At 39.6% G+C, this 16,041-nt stretch carries 13 protein-coding genes; 3 read left to right on the forward strand and 10 right to left on the reverse strand.

The window, feature by feature from the left end:
- Window positions 1–89: 89 nt before the first annotated feature.
- The 7 genes from AC1Z3T_RS15235 to AC1Z3T_RS15265 all read right to left on the reverse strand — a co-directional run bounded on the left by AC1Z3T_RS15235 (window position 90) and on the right by AC1Z3T_RS15265 (window position 7,680).
- Window positions 90–1,085, reverse strand: coding sequence for a DUF2804 domain-containing protein (locus tag AC1Z3T_RS15235; protein WP_009584690.1), 996 nt, complete (start codon window positions 1,083–1,085; stop codon window positions 90–92).
- A 218-nt stretch (window positions 1,086–1,303) separates the two neighbouring features.
- Complete coding sequence (locus AC1Z3T_RS15240) at window positions 1,304–3,436, reverse strand: 3-hydroxyacyl-CoA dehydrogenase NAD-binding domain-containing protein (RefSeq protein ID WP_009584683.1); 2,133 nt, start codon at window positions 3,434–3,436, stop codon at window positions 1,304–1,306.
- Window positions 3,437–3,447: 11 nt separating this feature from the next.
- Window positions 3,448–4,653 (reverse strand): acetyl-CoA C-acetyltransferase, encoded by a 1,206-nt coding sequence (locus AC1Z3T_RS15245; RefSeq protein WP_100885959.1) that lies wholly within the window; start codon window positions 4,651–4,653, stop codon window positions 3,448–3,450.
- 208 nt (window positions 4,654–4,861) lie between these two features.
- The gene (locus AC1Z3T_RS15250; protein ID WP_483396762.1) at window positions 4,862–5,344 is read right to left on the reverse strand and encodes a hypothetical protein; all 483 of its coding nucleotides are present in this window, start codon (window positions 5,342–5,344) and stop codon (window positions 4,862–4,864) included.
- 94 nt (window positions 5,345–5,438) lie between these two features.
- The gene (locus AC1Z3T_RS15255) at window positions 5,439–5,963 is read right to left on the reverse strand and encodes a GNAT family N-acetyltransferase (protein ID WP_100885961.1); all 525 of its coding nucleotides are present in this window, start codon (window positions 5,961–5,963) and stop codon (window positions 5,439–5,441) included.
- 92 nt (window positions 5,964–6,055) lie between these two features.
- On the reverse strand, window positions 6,056–6,529 hold the full coding sequence (locus AC1Z3T_RS15260; protein WP_151960435.1) for a GNAT family N-acetyltransferase: 474 nt from the start codon (window positions 6,527–6,529) through the stop codon (window positions 6,056–6,058).
- Between the two features lie 140 nt (window positions 6,530–6,669).
- Window positions 6,670–7,680 carry an AraC family transcriptional regulator gene (locus tag AC1Z3T_RS15265; RefSeq protein ID WP_004724010.1) on the reverse strand — a complete coding sequence of 337 codons (1,011 nt, stop codon included), beginning with the start codon at window positions 7,678–7,680 and terminating at the stop codon, window positions 6,670–6,672.
- 211 nt (window positions 7,681–7,891) lie between these two features.
- On the opposite strand from AC1Z3T_RS15265, the gene AC1Z3T_RS15270 reads away from it, so the two are divergent.
- The 3 genes from AC1Z3T_RS15270 (at window position 7,892) to AC1Z3T_RS15280 (ending at window position 13,213) form a co-directional block, all read left to right on the forward strand.
- Window positions 7,892–9,010: a CaiB/BaiF CoA transferase family protein gene (locus AC1Z3T_RS15270; RefSeq protein ID WP_139421295.1), complete on the forward strand. Its 1,119-nt coding sequence runs from the start codon at window positions 7,892–7,894 to the stop codon at window positions 9,008–9,010.
- Between the two features lie 412 nt (window positions 9,011–9,422).
- Window positions 9,423–10,676, forward strand: coding sequence for a carbohydrate porin (locus AC1Z3T_RS15275; RefSeq protein WP_419331030.1), 1,254 nt, complete (start codon window positions 9,423–9,425; stop codon window positions 10,674–10,676).
- Between the two features lie 149 nt (window positions 10,677–10,825).
- Window positions 10,826–13,213 (forward strand): glucose/quinate/shikimate family membrane-bound PQQ-dependent dehydrogenase, encoded by a 2,388-nt coding sequence (locus AC1Z3T_RS15280; RefSeq protein WP_483396763.1) that lies wholly within the window; start codon window positions 10,826–10,828, stop codon window positions 13,211–13,213.
- Between the two features lie 72 nt (window positions 13,214–13,285).
- Here the strand turns inward: AC1Z3T_RS15280 and AC1Z3T_RS15285 are convergent, their stop codons facing one another.
- From AC1Z3T_RS15285 to AC1Z3T_RS15295, 3 genes are all read right to left on the reverse strand, one after another.
- Window positions 13,286–13,690, reverse strand: a complete 405-nt coding sequence (locus tag AC1Z3T_RS15285; RefSeq protein ID WP_483396764.1) for an NUDIX hydrolase — start codon at window positions 13,688–13,690, stop codon at window positions 13,286–13,288.
- 28 nt (window positions 13,691–13,718) lie between these two features.
- Window positions 13,719–14,888 carry a low temperature requirement protein A gene (locus AC1Z3T_RS15290; RefSeq protein ID WP_483396765.1) on the reverse strand — a complete coding sequence of 390 codons (1,170 nt, stop codon included), beginning with the start codon at window positions 14,886–14,888 and terminating at the stop codon, window positions 13,719–13,721.
- A 510-nt stretch (window positions 14,889–15,398) separates the two neighbouring features.
- Window positions 15,399–15,863: a YybH family protein gene (locus AC1Z3T_RS15295; RefSeq protein ID WP_004830276.1), complete on the reverse strand. Its 465-nt coding sequence runs from the start codon at window positions 15,861–15,863 to the stop codon at window positions 15,399–15,401.
- Window positions 15,864–16,041: the final 178 nt, after the last annotated feature.

Genomic DNA, 16,041 nt, shown 5'->3' on the forward strand with positions numbered 1-16,041 from the left:
CGGCAACATAAGATTTTATCCAAACCCTTCTTATGTTGCTTTTTTTGTCCTGAACGCTCAATCCAATATTTTAATTCCGAAACGAAGTCTTACCATTTTGCATAATGCTGTTCAAGCAAACCATATTCTTGATTAAGCTGAATGGTTTCACCTGTTTCTGATTCGATGCTACCACTGATGCGTGATTGCCATTGGCTAAATTGACTCCCCACCAAACGTAGGTTTAAATTCTCAAATCTACGCCAACCCGTTTCTATGTGAAGATTGAGTTTCTGATCTAGGGAACGTACTGACCATACATTGGTATCTATTTTTTCAAACAATACATCCGCAACTGCATAGAGTACACCATTGACCCAAAGGCAGTTTTCATTACCAAAACTTTCATTTACACCTGATGCAAGGTTTAAACCAATACGTTGACCTTGCTGATCCCAAAAATTACAAGAAAGCCAAAACCAAGCCGTTTCAGGTCTTAAAAAGCCACAGGTATCATCTAAAGAAGCCAGTGATTGATCATTGAAATGAATCAATTCTTTATGCTTATCAACAAAAAACCCCTCCACAGCCAATGTTGTTTTCTTTTGAGTATAGGTCCAGCCATTGATGCCATTAGGACTACATAGGCTTAAAGGTTCAGTACCAGCACAAAATATTCGTGCTTTTAACTGCTCCTCACCATGACGGGTTGCACGAATATAACGCACCCCATTGGCATGTTGCATTTCGAATTCAAACGGCGACTTACTAAAATGGCTTTGGCTATATAGAGGTTGTTCATCAAGTGAAGTACCACGTCCTAAAATGGTATTGGCATTCCACTCTAAAACCTCTTGATTAGTATGATCATATATATAGATGAAACCGTGTCCAGCCCAACCAATATCTGCTATTGCAATCCCAATTGAATATTGTTCATGCTGAATACCACAAAATTTAAACTTTTTATATTTTAAATGCTTGCGCCAACCTGTTAATGTTTTTCCATAGGGTGTTTTATAGACATAATCATGAACATTAATTTTGCTGGGCACTTCTTTAAAGCGCCCATAACGTGGCTGACCGTTGCTTTGTATTAAATCCATGTGAATTCCCAATCCTTTTGTATAAGGGAAATATTAGACTTTAGTCGATATTTTGATTATTGCTATTTTTCCACATATAGCAATCTGATTGATCGCAAATCGTAAAAATGGTTTCGCGCATTATATTGAAGAAAAGTGTCACAAATGTATAGTATTTAATCAAAATAAGATAATAAAAAAATAGGGCAATTGCCCTATTTTTCAACGAGATCAATTGATCAGATAATTTTCCCTACTGGAATCTGGTCTATCAATTTCTGTGGTGCTTTAAAACGCTCACCATACTTTGCTTCTAATGCGTTTGCGCGAGCCAATGCTTTTTCCAGACCATATTGGTTGAGGAATTGGATCGCACCTCCTGTCCACGGCGCAAAACCTATTCCAAAAATCGAACCAATATTGGCATCAATTACTGATTCCAAAACATTTTCTTCATAGCAACGTAAAGTGTCCAATGCCTGAACAAACAGGAAGCGATCTATCATTTCTTGCTCAGAAATAACTACATCTTTCTTCCAGTGGCTTAGACCCTCCCATAAATGCTTCTTCCCACCTTCTGGGTATTCATAAAAACCTGCACCTGCTGCTTTACCCTTACGCTCAAAGGTATGAATCATGGTTTCAATCACATCATCTGCACCTGAAAGTGGTAAATCTTTACCTTCTGCTTGCAGTGCTTTACGGGTTTCCTTCGCCACATGTTCAGAAAGCGTTAATGCAACTTCATCCTGAATGGCAAGTGGACCCACTGGCATACCTGCTTTCAATGCAGCCATTTCAATGCGTGCTGGATGGACACCTTCATGCAATAGACGCAAACCCTCTTGTACAAATGTGCCAAAGACACGACTGGTAAAGAAACCACGACTATCATTGACAACAATAGGCGTTTTACCAATTTGCTGCACATAGTCATAGGCTTTTGCTAAAGTTTCAGCAGAAGTATTCTTACCTTTGATGATTTCCACCAATTGCATTTTATCGACTGGGCTAAAGAAATGCAGACCGATAAAATGAGTATCATCTTTAGAAGCTTTGGCTAAACCCGTAATCGGCAATGTTGAAGTATTTGAAGCCATCACACCACCATCAACCAAGAACTGTTCAGCTTCTTGAGTCACTTTGGCTTTCAAATCTTGATTTTCAAAAACAGCTTCGATAATCAAATCACAGCCTTTTAAATCTTCTGCAGAAGCGGTTGCTGTAATCAAACTTAAAACTTGATCACGTTTTTCAGCCGTCATACGCCCCTGTGAGACACGCTTATCCAAAAGTTTTTGGCTATATGCTTTGCCTTTTTCAGCATTTTCAACAGATACATCTTTCAGAACAACTTGTATTCCTTTGATCGCTGTTGAATAGGCAATACCTGCACCCATCATGCCTGCACCTAACACACCAACTTTGGTCGCCTGCCATTTTGCAATATCTTTAGGGCGACTTGCGCCAGCTTTGATTGCATTTAAACCATGCCAGAATGTACCGATCATATTTTTCGCCACTTGCCCTGTTGCAAGGTAAGTGAAATAACGATTTTCAATACGGAAAGCTGTATCTACATCAACTTGTGCCCCTTCTACTGCGGCAGCCATGATTGCTTCTGGTGCAGGGTAGCATCCTTTGGTTTTGTCTCTTAACATTGCAGGTGCAATAGCAAGAATTTGCGCAACAGCCGGTGTTTTTGGATCTCCCCCAGGAATCTTATAGCCTTTTACATCATAAGGCTGTTGTGATTTCGGATTCGCCTTAATCCAAGCAATGGCTTTGTCGAGCATGTCTTGCTCATTCTCAGCAAGCTCATTGACTAAACCGAGAGACTTTGCTTTATCCACCCCAAATTGCTTACCTTCCATCAGAAATGGAAAAGCGTTTTGCAATCCGAGTAGTCGTACCATACGAACAACACCACCACCGCCAGGTAATAAGCCAAGCGTCACCTCAGGCAGACCTAATTTGATTTTAGGATCGTTTAGAGCAATACGATAATGACAACTTAACGCAATTTCCCAACCACCGCCTAAAGCAGTTCCGTTAATCGCAGCAACGACAGGTACTCCCAAAGTATCAATTGCACGTAGATCATCTTTGAGTTTTGCAGTCATGTTAAAGAATTCAGTCGCATGCTCTGGTGTTGCTTCAATGAGTTCATCCAGATCACCGCCAGCAAAGAATGTCTTTTTTGCAGAACGATAAATCACACCTTTGAGGTCAGTTTCAGATTTAAGTTTTGAAACAACATTTTCTAAAGCCACACGGAAATCAGCATTCATGGTGTTGGCAGATTGGTTTGGAGAATCCATTGTTAGAATGACAATGCCATCTGCATTTTTTTCATATTGAATTGCGCTCATTATTCTTCTCCTTAAACCAACTCAATAATGGTCGCAATACCCATGCCACCACCCACACACAAGGTTGCTAAACCACGCTTTTTCCCTTGACGTTCTAATTCATCCAACAATGTACCTAAAATCATTGCACCTGTTGCGCCCAAAGGGTGCCCCATGGCGATTGCACCGCCATTGACATTGACTTTTTCAGCAGGAACTTTAAGTTCAGACATAAAGCGCATCACAACCGATGCAAAAGCTTCATTCACTTCAAATAGATCAATATCATCAATGGTCAGACCCGCTTTTGCCAATGCCTTACGCGCAGCAGGTGCTGGACCAGTCAGCATAATGGTAGGATCTGTTCCAACTAAAGCAGTCGCCAACACTTTGGCACGAGGTTTTAAACCTTGTTCTTTTACTGCTTTTTCAGATGCCAATAACACCACAGCCGCACCATCCACAATTCCTGATGAATTTCCTGCATGATGTACATGGTTAATTTTCTGTGCTTCTGGATATTGCTGTAAAGCAATCGCATCAAAGCCCATGCTGCCCATCATTTCAAAACTTGGATTCAGCTTTGCCAAGCCTTCCGCTGTAGTGAGTGGCTTAATAAATTCATCTTTTTCAAGAATCATCACCCCTGCTTTGTCTTTTACCGCCACAACAGATTGATCAAAATAACCTGCTGCTTGCGCCGCCGCTGCTTTACGTTGCGAATTCGCAGCAAACTCATCGACATCCGAACGGCTATAACCATCTAGTGTTGCAATTAAATCAGCACCAATCCCTTGAGGAACAAAATGTGATTTTAAATTGGTCTCAGGATCAAGCGCCCAAGGTCCACCATCTGAGCCCATTGGAATACGAGACATCGACTCTACGCCACCCGCAACCACAACATCTTCCCAACCAGAACGGACTTTTTGAGCAGCCATATTCACTGCTTCCAAACCTGATGCACAGAAGCGGTTGATTTGTACACCTGCAACATCATTGTCCCAACCTGCTGCAATCGCAGCAGTTTTTGCGATATCACCACCTTGATCTGCAATTGGCGTCACACAACCCAATACAATGTCATCAACTTTGGAAGTATCCAATTGGTGGCGATCTTTCAATTCATTGAGTAATGTTGTTAATAAAGTGATTGGCTTCACTTCATAGAGTGATCCATCTTTCTTTCCTTTTCCGCGTGGTGTGCGAATGGCATCAATGATGTAAGCCTCGCTCATAGCTGTTCCTTCTTATGACTTCTAGATTGTTATGTGCTTCGAGTGTACTTTATAAAGTCGAGAGATCAATGACGAGAACGGAATAGTCGCTTGATATTTTTTGTCAATTGAAAAAAGTGGCAAATTAAAGAGATTTAAATGCCCATATATCAGCACAAAACATTGCTCATTACCTACTAAAACTCATATAAGCATTAAAATCATGTTGCTAAACAAAATCGATATCGAGAATATCACTGAATTTTCTTTTCCCTGTCTGGGCTAAATCAGTTTCATTCCTTGGATAGCTGATGGGTTGATCTTCACTTAAATCTGAATGTAATGTCCCTATTTTTAAGTAGTCTATTTCCGCAAATTGAGGAAATTCATGTTCAACAGCTTCTAATCGTTGAATACATGCAATCGCTTCAGCTTGTGTGAGCGTAATTGCTTTTAAAGCCCTTACAATTTGCCCAAAACCCTCAATATATTCACTAATTTCAAAAACAATTTCCCCATTTCGGAAATTACCATCCACAGCAATGATACGGAGATCATCAGCTAAAGATGACTCAAGATAAGCTTGATCATGCCAAGGATCATGATCTTTGCGGTATGTCATATACTGTATTCTAGCCTTTTCGGCATCTTCTAAAGTGGTAAAAATACCTAAAATAATGTCAATAAAACGATAAGCTGAGATTGTTCTCATCAACATCCACATACTGTTCTACACCAAATCTTGAGTCCTAAATATTTAATCAAGAATTATCAGTAAACAAATTAACATTCATACTGTATTCATTTTAAATGGATAAAACATCCAATGTCATCGCACAACGGCTTTCTCGAAGAAAACCGCATTCAACCTCATGTTGAATTTTTTTTTGGAGATAATCTGGTAAATGATCGTCATCCAGCTTTTGAAAACCTAACTTCTCATAAAATGGGCGATTCCAAATCACATTATTAAATGTCGTTAATGTCAGATTTGAAAAATCATGCTTCCGAGCAAAATCGATAATGTATTCTAGTAATTGCCGTCCAATTCCTTGCTTTTGCAATGTCCCATCCACATCCAATTCAATAATATATAAATCTTGGTTTTGTTTTTCGGCATATAAAAATCCAGTGGCTTGATTATCAAGATTTACCGAAACAAAGCCATACGCTTTTGAAATCAACTGCATGTGGTCATCTACAGATAAAATTGAGCTGTCTGCTAACCAAGCAAGTGCAGGAATATTCAAAAAAGCTTGCGTTGCCGATTTTTCAATTTCAATTAAGCGTGGAATATCTAAAGTTTCAATTGTTCTAATTAAACATGTCATTTATTGATCTAGCCATACATTTAGCGTTAAGTATGATCAAACTCCCCACTTAAAAAGTTTGAAATTGACATACATCTCCGCTTTACAGAATATCATGCAATGAGCGATGTAACAGACAAGTCTAAATGATAGAACTGATTAAATTCGGTGGCTTGATAGCTTGAGAAAGCATCACCTTTGATAAATCCAAACTTTTTATACAAATGAATTGCTGGATCAAAAGAGGAATGTGTTCCTGTTTCAAGACTCAATTTTTGATATTTTCTTAACTGCGCAATATGCAAAAGATGTTTTAAAACTGTAGTTGCTGCGCCTTTACCTAAATGTTGAGGATGAGTCCGCATGGATTTGATTTCGGCATGAATTGGCGAGAGTTCTTGAATAGCGCCACATGCCAAAAGCTCATCTTGATCCCAAAGGGTATAAAAACTGATCTGTGGCTGTTGTAATGCGGAAAGGTCTAAAGCAAAACTATTTTCAATTGGTGAGTTCTCATGCATGCCTGCTAAATGAATGCGAAGCAAGTTTTGTACTTGTATCTCATCAAACTGCCCGAGCTTAATCATCTTTTTAATGCCCTATCGTTTAAACCCATTCCATCATATATCAGAAAATGCATCGACAAAATGCTTAGACATAAAAAAGCCCAAGTCAAACTTGGGCGGAGGATAATCAGAAAATAGTTTTTGATTTCATCATGTTGTCATCAGTGATAACCATGTAATTGGCGATAGAGCCCCGGCGTAACCCCAGTCCATTTTTTAAATGCACGGTGGAAGGTACTGGTTTCACTAAAACCAACTTGTTGAGCCACATCTTCAAGGGTTAAATCTGGATTTAATAACAAATGAATAGCAGCATCACGGCGTAATGCATCTTTAACACCTTGATAGCTTTTACCTTCAGCTGCTAAACGACGGCGCAAAGTTTGTGGGGATAAATACAACATGGATGCTACATCATTCAAGGTCGGCATTTCCTCGCCGATCTGACTCTTCAACACTTCACGGATACGTGATGTCAACGAATTGGTGTTTTTAAATTTCACCAAAAGTTGTGCAGGTGCAGCTTTTAAAAATTCTTCTAAACTCGCCTCATCCTGACGAATCGGCAGATCCAAATAGTCGGCAGCAAAGGTAATTTCTGTACGAGGCATGTCGAACTGCATGACAGGTGCAAAGAATAATGCATCATATTCATCTGCATGATTTGGGCGTGGGTAGCCAAAATGTACACGCTCCAGAGGAATACGACGTTCAATTAACCAAGATGCCAAACCATGCCAAATCATCAGCATACTTTCAGTAATGAAGTGGTCAGGGTCCATGGTTTTTGGAATCAAAGGCACCAAACGCGCTTCATGTTTATCTCGTTCAACTGCTACAGACCATTCATCACCAAATAATTTATAGAATTGGGAGGATAGTTCTAAAGCGTCACCCAGTGTTTTAGCATGGATGATCAATTGGCACATAATGGCAAAAGAGCCTAGACGACGTGGTTGAATATCAAATCCAACATGTTCATCTTGGGTAACCATCCACAACATTTTCACGAAGCGAGTATATTGCTCTGGTGAAATACGTGCTTTAGGCTGACGCAGTAATTCTGCTTCTATGCCAACATGTGAAAGTAAAGTATCAACGTCCATTCCTAAACGTTTTACACCGGTTAAGGCTGCATTCACAAAATGGATACTGATCGTATCACGACTCATGGTAAATCCTTCACTCTCTTTGATGTTCACTAACAATTGACCTAAATGACGCTAAAAAATGTTTTATTGGCGATTTACAACAGTGCAGATCACCTTTTTACATCATAAATTGCCGAAATGATCAAGGTAAATGGCTGAACATGACATTGTTTTGTTAATTTTATATTTCTATTATGGATGTAAAATCAACACTATATTGGTAAAAACAATTATGACAAGCGCTTTAAAGGGATTGAAAGTACTCGATTTTTCGACTTTATTACCCGGTCCATTCGCAACTTTGTATCTTGCCGACTTAGGTGCAGAAGTGATCCATATCGAGTCACCTACTCGTCCAGATCTGGTTCGTTTGTTTCCTCCCTATGCAAATGGACAAGCAACATCACATAGTTATCTGAATCGAAACAAACAATCTGTCACCTTAGATTTAAAAGATCCTGCCAGTATAGCGCAGGTCAAGGAAAAAATTTCTGAATACGATATTGTGGTTGAGCAATTCCGTCCCGGAGTAATGCAACGTTTGGGTTTAGACTATCAAACCTTGTCTGAAATTAATCCTCGTCTGATTTACTGCTCGATTACAGGTTATGGGCAATCCGGCACATATAAAGATAAGGCAGGACATGATATTAACTATATTGCACTGTCTGGAATCGCGGGGCATTGTGGTCGTCAAGACAGTGGACCACCACCGATGGGAATTCAGATCGCCGACGTCGCAGGTGGTTCATTACATGCGGTGATTGGGATTCTTGCGGCTGTGGTCGAACGTCAAAATAGTGGACTTGGACAGTACATTGATATTTCTATGACAGACTGTGTGGTTGGGCTCAACAATATGGCTGCCGCAGCCAGTTTGGCAGGTGGGCAACATCAACAGCGTGAGTTAGAGCAACTGAATGGCGGTACTTTCTATGATTATTATGCAACTGCCGATGATCGTTACTTATCGATCGGTAGTTTAGAACCACAATTTATGACAGGTTTAGCAACAGCGCTCGAACTGCCAATTCTATTAGAAAAAGGTACTTCTTTTGACCCTGAAGACCGCCAAATGGTCAAACAAGCAATTCGAGAAAAGATTAAAACTCAAACACTTGCAACATGGAACGATTTATTTAGCCAACTGGATGTTTGTGTCGAGCCAGTTTTAAGTTTGGATGAAGCCCTAAACTCCAAAATTTCCAAAGAACGCGGTTGGGTGATCAATGTTCCATTAAAAGCCAATGCAGATCAAACCGAACCCCAGTTAGCATGTCCAATAAAATTTTCAAGATCACAAATGCGTTATCAATATATTGGTCAGCAACTCGGCGAAGGAAATTGGTAGCAACACACTCACTACAACATCTTTTAAGTTAAATAAAATTACAAATTGGTCATTTTATTTACAATTTGTATGAATTGTAAGCAGAGCATCCTGTGTAATCTTGATACTAATCAATTACACAGGTGTTCTGATGATGCTTCATTATTCCTGCTTCTTAATGCCTCTAAAATCCTCACCCCCTACGTTTCATAATCATTTCAAGCACTATACAAATAAATTTAGTCCAACAAAAACAATAGAATAAATTAACCTAAAAGATACCCTTATTTTAATTATGTATTTACAAAGAATTATCATCATACGATAAACTATTTACATAAATTACAATTAAAAGTCAAAATTAATAGATTTTTATACAAATATGAGAGTATCATAAATAATTAGTTACAAAGTGTTATCAAGGTCACCAAATATGAATAAATCTAAAGGTTACTTTTATGGGGCAATCAGCCTATTGTCTTTATGTTGTTCTTTTCAAAGTACACAGGCAGCTGATGCATTTGATCCACAAAGTCCGTGGATGCTTGGCGACTGGAACGGTAAGCGAACCGAGTTGCAACAAAAAGGTTATGACTTCAGTTTTGGTTATACTGGCGAATTAGCCACATTACTGGATTCAAAAAATCATTCAAGCCACGGTACAGAGTATGCAGATCAATTTGCATTGGGTACCCATATCGACTTAGAGAAAGTGTTGGGTTGGAAAGATACAGAAGCTCAAATCACCATCACTGAACGTAATGGTCGCTCACTTTCACAAACCTCAGACGCGCTTGCTGGACAACTCAGCTCGACCCAAGAAGTTTGGGGACGAGGTCAAACTTGGCGCCTTACTGATTTCTGGATCAAGAAAAAATTCTTTGATCAAAAATTAGATATTAAAGTGGGTCGTTTTGGCGAAGGCGAAGATTTTAACAGTTTTGACTGTGATTTTCAAAACCTCGCACTCTGCGGCTCTCAAGTGGGGAACTGGGTTGGTGATCAATGGTACAACTGGCCTGTCAGTCAATGGGCAATTCGAGCGAAATACAATCTCAACCCTGAACTTTATGCGCAACTTGGCGCTTATGAATATAATCCTGAGAACTTAAAGCGTGGCAAAGGTTTCAACCTCAGCACAGATGGTTCTCATGGCGCAATTATTCCAGCAGAAGTAGTTTGGCAACCTAAACTCAGCACAGCCAATTTACCCGGCGAATATCGTTTGGGCTATTACTATAGCACAGTCGATGCGCAAACCATCAAAAAACCAAACCAAACCGATCATAAGCAAGGTGGATGGGTCGTTGCAAAACAACAACTCACCACACATCAAGGGGATGTAAACCGTGGTTTGACGGGTTTTGTGAATTTAACCTTGCATGACTCAACCACCAATACGGTAGACAATATGCAAAATATTGGACTGGTCTATAAAGGTCCATTTGATGCACGCCCTCAAGATGATATCGCCATCGGCTTTTCACGGATTAGCATCAATTCTGATGTCAATGACATTCAAACTCGTCAACAAGACGAAGAATATAACACCGAAGTTTATTATGGTGTACATGCCACCAACTGGCTCACAATTCGTCCAAATGTACAGTATATCCGCCATGTCGGTGCATATAAAAATGGCGAAAATGCTTGGGTTGGCGGCATTAAATTGCAAACTGCATTTTAGTTTGAAGACGATAAATATTTTGATGCCTACTCATATATTCTCCCAAGGCATGAAAATATTTAAAGTCTAAATTTTTAAGTTCTCTGCTTCATCAAACCTTATGGGAATGATCAAGCATTCAAAATTAATTAAATAGATAGGTGGTCAACATGCATACTCCATCTTCAGGATTTAGAACATTTACCATTGCGATTGCAGTTGTTTTTGGTCTGGTCCTCCTTATTGGTGGCATATGGCTTGCAGCACTTGGTGGGTCTTGGTACTACATCATTGCCGGCATACTGTTCATTGCAACAGCAATTTTATTACGTAAATTAAGCAGCTCTGCTTTATATGTCTACGCTGCTCTAGTACTCGGTACTGTGGTCTGGGGGCTTTGGGAAGTCGGCTCTGACTTTTTCGCGCTTGCACCACGTTTAGACATCTTAGGCGTGTTTGGTTTATGGTTACTTATTCCAGCAGTTACCCGTGGTTTCAATGCCAAAGGCGCTAAAATTGTACTTTCTGGTACTTTGGCAATCACGATTGCCGTGATGGCATATTCGATCTTTAATGATCCACAAGAAATTCGTGGGACATTATCCGCAAAACAACCAACCCCTGCTCCAATTGATGGAATCGCTGATGCGGATTGGCCTGCATATGGGCGCACTCAATCAGGTTTGCGTTATTCTCCATTAAACCAAATTAACTCGGACAACGTGAAAGACCTGCAAGTTGCATGGACTTATCATACAGGCGAGTCAAAAACCGAGAATGACTCTGGTGAAACAACCAATCAGGTTACTCCGATTAAAATCGGCAATAACATGTATTTGTGTACGACCCACCAAAAATTGGTTTCTCTTGATCCCTCTACAGGTAAAGAAAAGTGGGTATTTGATCCAAAACTTAAATCAGATAATACTTTCCAACACTTAACCTGTCGTGGTGTTTCTTACTACGATGCAAATAACACTGTAGGTTTTGCAACAAGCCTGCAAGCAAAAAAATCATCTTCAACAGAATGCCCACGTAAAGTCATTTTACCTGTAAACGATGGTCGTATCGTTGCCGTAAATGCTGATACAGGTAAAGCATGTTCTGACTTTGGTCATAACGGTGAAGTTGATTTGCAAAAAGATATGCCATTCCCTTATCCAGGCGGCTATATTCCAACATCACCACCAGTGGTTACGGGTACAACCATTATCATTGGTGGTTCAACAACCGATAACTATTCTACGCAAGAACCCTCTGGTGTGATTCGTGGTTATGACGTGAATACAGGTGCTTTGCTTTGGGTATTTGACACAGGTGCTGAAGATCCAAACCAGATTCCAGGTCCTGGTCAAAAATATGTCAACAATTCACCAAATGCATGGGCACCACTCGCCTATGATGCGAAACTCGATATTGTTTATGTACCCACTGGTGTAGGTACACCTGATATCTGGGGCGGTAACCGTACTAAACTGCATGAGCGTTATGCCAACTCAATGTTAGCGTTGAATGCAACGACAGGTAAATTGGTCTGGAACTTCCAAACCACTCACCATGATTTATGGGATATGGATGTACCGTCTCAACCAACCTTGGCTGATATTAAAGATAAAACAGGACAAACTGTTCCTGCCATCTATGTATTGACCAAAACAGGAAATGCCTTTGTTTTAGACCGTCGTAATGGTCAAGCTATCGTTCCGATTAATGAACGTCCAGTGCCACAAACTGTAAAACGTGGTCCACAAACCAAAGGTGAATTCTACTCCCCAACTCAACCATTCTCAGACTTCAACTTAGCGCCTAAAGATAAATTGACAGATAAACAAATGTGGGGCGCAACCATGTTTGACCAATTAATCTGTCGTGTCTCATTCCATCGTTTAAATTATGATGGCATTTATACACCACCTTCAGAAAATGGCACGCTCGTTTTCCCAGGTAATTTAGGTGTATTTGAATGGGGCGGTTTATCACTGAACCCGGATCGTCAAATTGCTGTGATGAACCCAATTGGACTGCCATTTGTCAGTAAATTGATTCCAGCTGACCCTAACCGTAAGCAAACAGCAAAAGGTGCAGGTACCGAAGCAGGTGTTCAACCGATGTATGGTGTTCCTTATGGTGTTGAAATCAGTGCTTTCCTTTCACCATTCGGCTTACCATGTAAACAACCTGCATGGGGCTATGTTGCTGGTGTCGATTTAAAAACACATGATGTCGCATGGAAACGTCGTATCGGTACCATCCGTGACAGTATGCCAGGGATTCCATTACCACCGTTCAAAATGGGTGTACCAATGTTAGGTGGCTCTATTTCAACAGCTGGTAATGTTATGTTCATTGGCGCAACGCAAGACGATTATATTCGTGCCATTAATGTCACCAATGGTGATGAATTATGGAAAGGTCGTTTGCCTGCAGGTGGACAAGCAACCCCAATGACCTATGAAAGCAACGGCAAACAATATGTTGTGATCATGGCAGGTGGACATGGTTCATTTGGGACCAAGATGGGTGACTCTATTGTCGCTTATGCCCTACCAGATAAATAAGGTAATGAACTGAGAATAAAAAACAGGTCTTGATGACCTGTTTTTTATTGCTTCCGAAAAAGAGACATCACCTTAAAATGACCGGCTGATGACCTGACCATCAAAGTTAAAACAATCTTCTACCCGAATTTTTTGTACAGGGGAAAGCCGATCAAAATCAAACCATTGGTATTCAGAATGCTCTTCACTTAAATGAATCTGTTGATCACTTGGCAAAGTACATTTAAAAATAAAAGCATGGGAATTAACGGTAGGGTGATAATAAATACCAGATAGATATTCAATCTTCACATCACAACCCAATTCCTCTTGGCATTCACGGCGTAACGTTTCATGTACTGTTTCACCTTGATCCAATCCTCCACCAGGTAAACCCCATGCACAACCTGCATAAGTTGCCTTTAATAAGAGGACTTGCTGTTGTTCGTTGAAAATAACAGCATGTGAACTCATTCGGTAAAAATCATGAAACCCCATTTACTCCACCCTGATCATAAGACTCTGCTTATCTTGCTAAATAACATTTTGAAAAAATAAGACGTAATGCATAAATGATGGCGATCACAAACACAGCATAGCCCGTTTGATGCAATATCATAGGAATACACAGCACAATGACAGCGGTTATTGGATAAAACCATTTCTTTATACCAGACAAATGATGAATATCCTGTAATAACCACAGGCTAGCGCTATATACAATTAAAGAAATTGCAATAAAATATGTCACGATCTCAGCAGAAATTTCAGCTTTATGGGTCACAACATCAACGGCAGCAGCCAAGCCGGCACCCAATGCAGCAATACTCACGAAAATAAAAAAATGACCATACCCCCATGAGAATGCACGTTTACGACTATTCAATCTTTCAGCAACATCGTGATCAAAATACGCCCACCACATGGTAAACATGATCAATAAGCCACCAATGGTTAAAAAGATCAACTCTTGGCTTAACAGCTGATTATTTAAAGCATCAGAAATTGCAGCAAAACATCCTATGATCGACTCACCTAACACAATGATGGTGAGCAATGCATATCGCTCTGAAATATGATGCGGATGCCAAGGTGTCATATTATGTGCTTCGGCAAAGATAGGGACACTGAGTTCTGCAATCACCAAAAGCACAAATAGATATAGGGTAAAATTAATCGGCGAAAAATGAAAAAGTAACCAACCAATCTGCACAAGGATAATACCAAAAGCATATCTCAAAGCTGTTTGCTTACGCTCTGGATCATTTTTCGCAACCCGAAACCATTGTGTTACCAATCCAAGGCGCATAATGACGTAGCCGATAATAATCACATCAAAATCTTGCTGCTGAAAAGCACTCGGAATGCCAGCTGCCATAACCAAAGAACCGATGATTTGTACAAAAGTCATGATGCGATAAAACACATCATCATTGTCATAAGCCGAGGCAAACCAGCTAAAATTCATCCATGCCCACCACAGTGCAAAAAACACCATGAAATAAAGCAATAAACCATGTGATAAATGGTTTTCAATAATACTATGATGTAATTGCTGCCCTGCTGTTGCGATTGCCACCACAAAAATCAAATCAAACAACAATTCTAAAGATGTTGCCACTCGATGTGGCTCATGAGGATTACGAGGAGCTAAGGGTTTTAACCAACCATATTTTGCAAACAATGAATTTGGCATTATTTTTCACATTTTGAGATTATTTTCATGATTTTTTCAAAAGTCGATCTGTGATTCAAGTAGCAAACCAACAAGCACTGAAAAATCTTTTTTGCCACTTCATATGATTGCTATTGAATTTAAATAAACGCCCTTGAAAGAGCTTTTATTTTATAAACTGATGTTACGCACTTGATTTAAATTAAGAAGGTGAAAAAGAAAAAGCTAAATTTACACGACGGAGTCTTACATCCAAAGTTTAAATTTATGGAATAGCCTTCGGCTCAAGGTACTTTTGTTTTGGCATGAGGAGCAAAGCTCCGCAAGGGCAACCATCTTGCGCAGCGACATCGCTGCTCACCGCAGAACTCGTTCACTATCATCAAAATATTCAAAGTTTCGCAGAAACTTTACTTATTAGAAGGAGTCCTGCCTCAAGCAATTGCGGATGACGTTTTCGCGTATCCATATTCATCTAGCTCTAAAATTTAATTTTAGAGTTACTGCGTTACATCAGTTATAAAGATTAATTTATACCACTAATCTCAATTTTGCCTTGTCTTTTAACATAATGGCTTTGCCAGTCATCATATCTATTGGCATTGAGATATGTTGATGTACCACCAACCATTGCCCTTCTTTCTTTTGAAGGCATAATGTGGTTCGACACCAAGGCATTTGTAACTTATCTTTCAGTGCCGTATTTTCCACTTTAGAATGACAATGCAGTATCGCCAAATCGTTTGAGGCATATATTTTCATATTACGTCGAACAATTTTTATATTCTCGCTAAAATAAGGGCTAAACTTTTCCCATTCCTGTTTATAGGCGTGAATACCATCCATTTGAGTACTGACGTCAAACAGACTGACATCTTGTGCACATTGATCTAAGAGGTGTTCAAGACTGTTACCAACAACAGCAGCATCCCATATTTGAATTTGGGAAATAACCTCAGCAGCAATTTGTGAATTACCAGCGATTTCTATTTTCATCGAGAAACCTCACTTATTTGTGACCAATTTAACACTTAATAAATATTATGTGAATTATATTAGTGTTTATTTAAGTGACTGCTGAATCTAAATCAAACCTATCTCTTGTGATTATTCCAATATGATTATTTTATGGAATATCTCCTATAATCTAGATACACTCACCCAACTCCATGGA

This window comes from Acinetobacter sp. B-6 (assembly GCF_056930735.1).

Coding starts and splice junctions, on each gene's coding strand:
- AC1Z3T_RS15235 (WP_009584690.1), bottom strand. CDS start 1,085: ATGGATTTAATACAAAGCAACGGTCAGCCACGTTATGGGCGCTTTAAA.
- AC1Z3T_RS15240 (WP_009584683.1), bottom strand. CDS start 3,436: ATGAGCGCAATTCAATATGAAAAAAATGCAGATGGCATTGTCATTCTA.
- AC1Z3T_RS15245 (WP_100885959.1), bottom strand. CDS start 4,653: ATGAGCGAGGCTTACATCATTGATGCCATTCGCACACCACGCGGAAAA.
- AC1Z3T_RS15250 (WP_483396762.1), bottom strand. CDS start 5,344: ATGAGAACAATCTCAGCTTATCGTTTTATTGACATTATTTTAGGTATT.
- AC1Z3T_RS15255 (WP_100885961.1), bottom strand. CDS start 5,963: ATGACATGTTTAATTAGAACAATTGAAACTTTAGATATTCCACGCTTA.
- AC1Z3T_RS15260 (WP_151960435.1), bottom strand. CDS start 6,529: ATGATTAAGCTCGGGCAGTTTGATGAGATACAAGTACAAAACTTGCTT.
- AC1Z3T_RS15265 (WP_004724010.1), bottom strand. CDS start 7,680: ATGAGTCGTGATACGATCAGTATCCATTTTGTGAATGCAGCCTTAACC.
- AC1Z3T_RS15270 (WP_139421295.1), top strand. CDS start 7,892: ATGACAAGCGCTTTAAAGGGATTGAAAGTACTCGATTTTTCGACTTTA.
- AC1Z3T_RS15275 (WP_419331030.1), top strand. CDS start 9,423: ATGAATAAATCTAAAGGTTACTTTTATGGGGCAATCAGCCTATTGTCT.
- AC1Z3T_RS15280 (WP_483396763.1), top strand. CDS start 10,826: ATGCATACTCCATCTTCAGGATTTAGAACATTTACCATTGCGATTGCA.
- AC1Z3T_RS15285 (WP_483396764.1), bottom strand. CDS start 13,690: ATGGGGTTTCATGATTTTTACCGAATGAGTTCACATGCTGTTATTTTC.
- AC1Z3T_RS15290 (WP_483396765.1), bottom strand. CDS start 14,888: ATGCCAAATTCATTGTTTGCAAAATATGGTTGGTTAAAACCCTTAGCT.
- AC1Z3T_RS15295 (WP_004830276.1), bottom strand. CDS start 15,863: ATGAAAATAGAAATCGCTGGTAATTCACAAATTGCTGCTGAGGTTATT.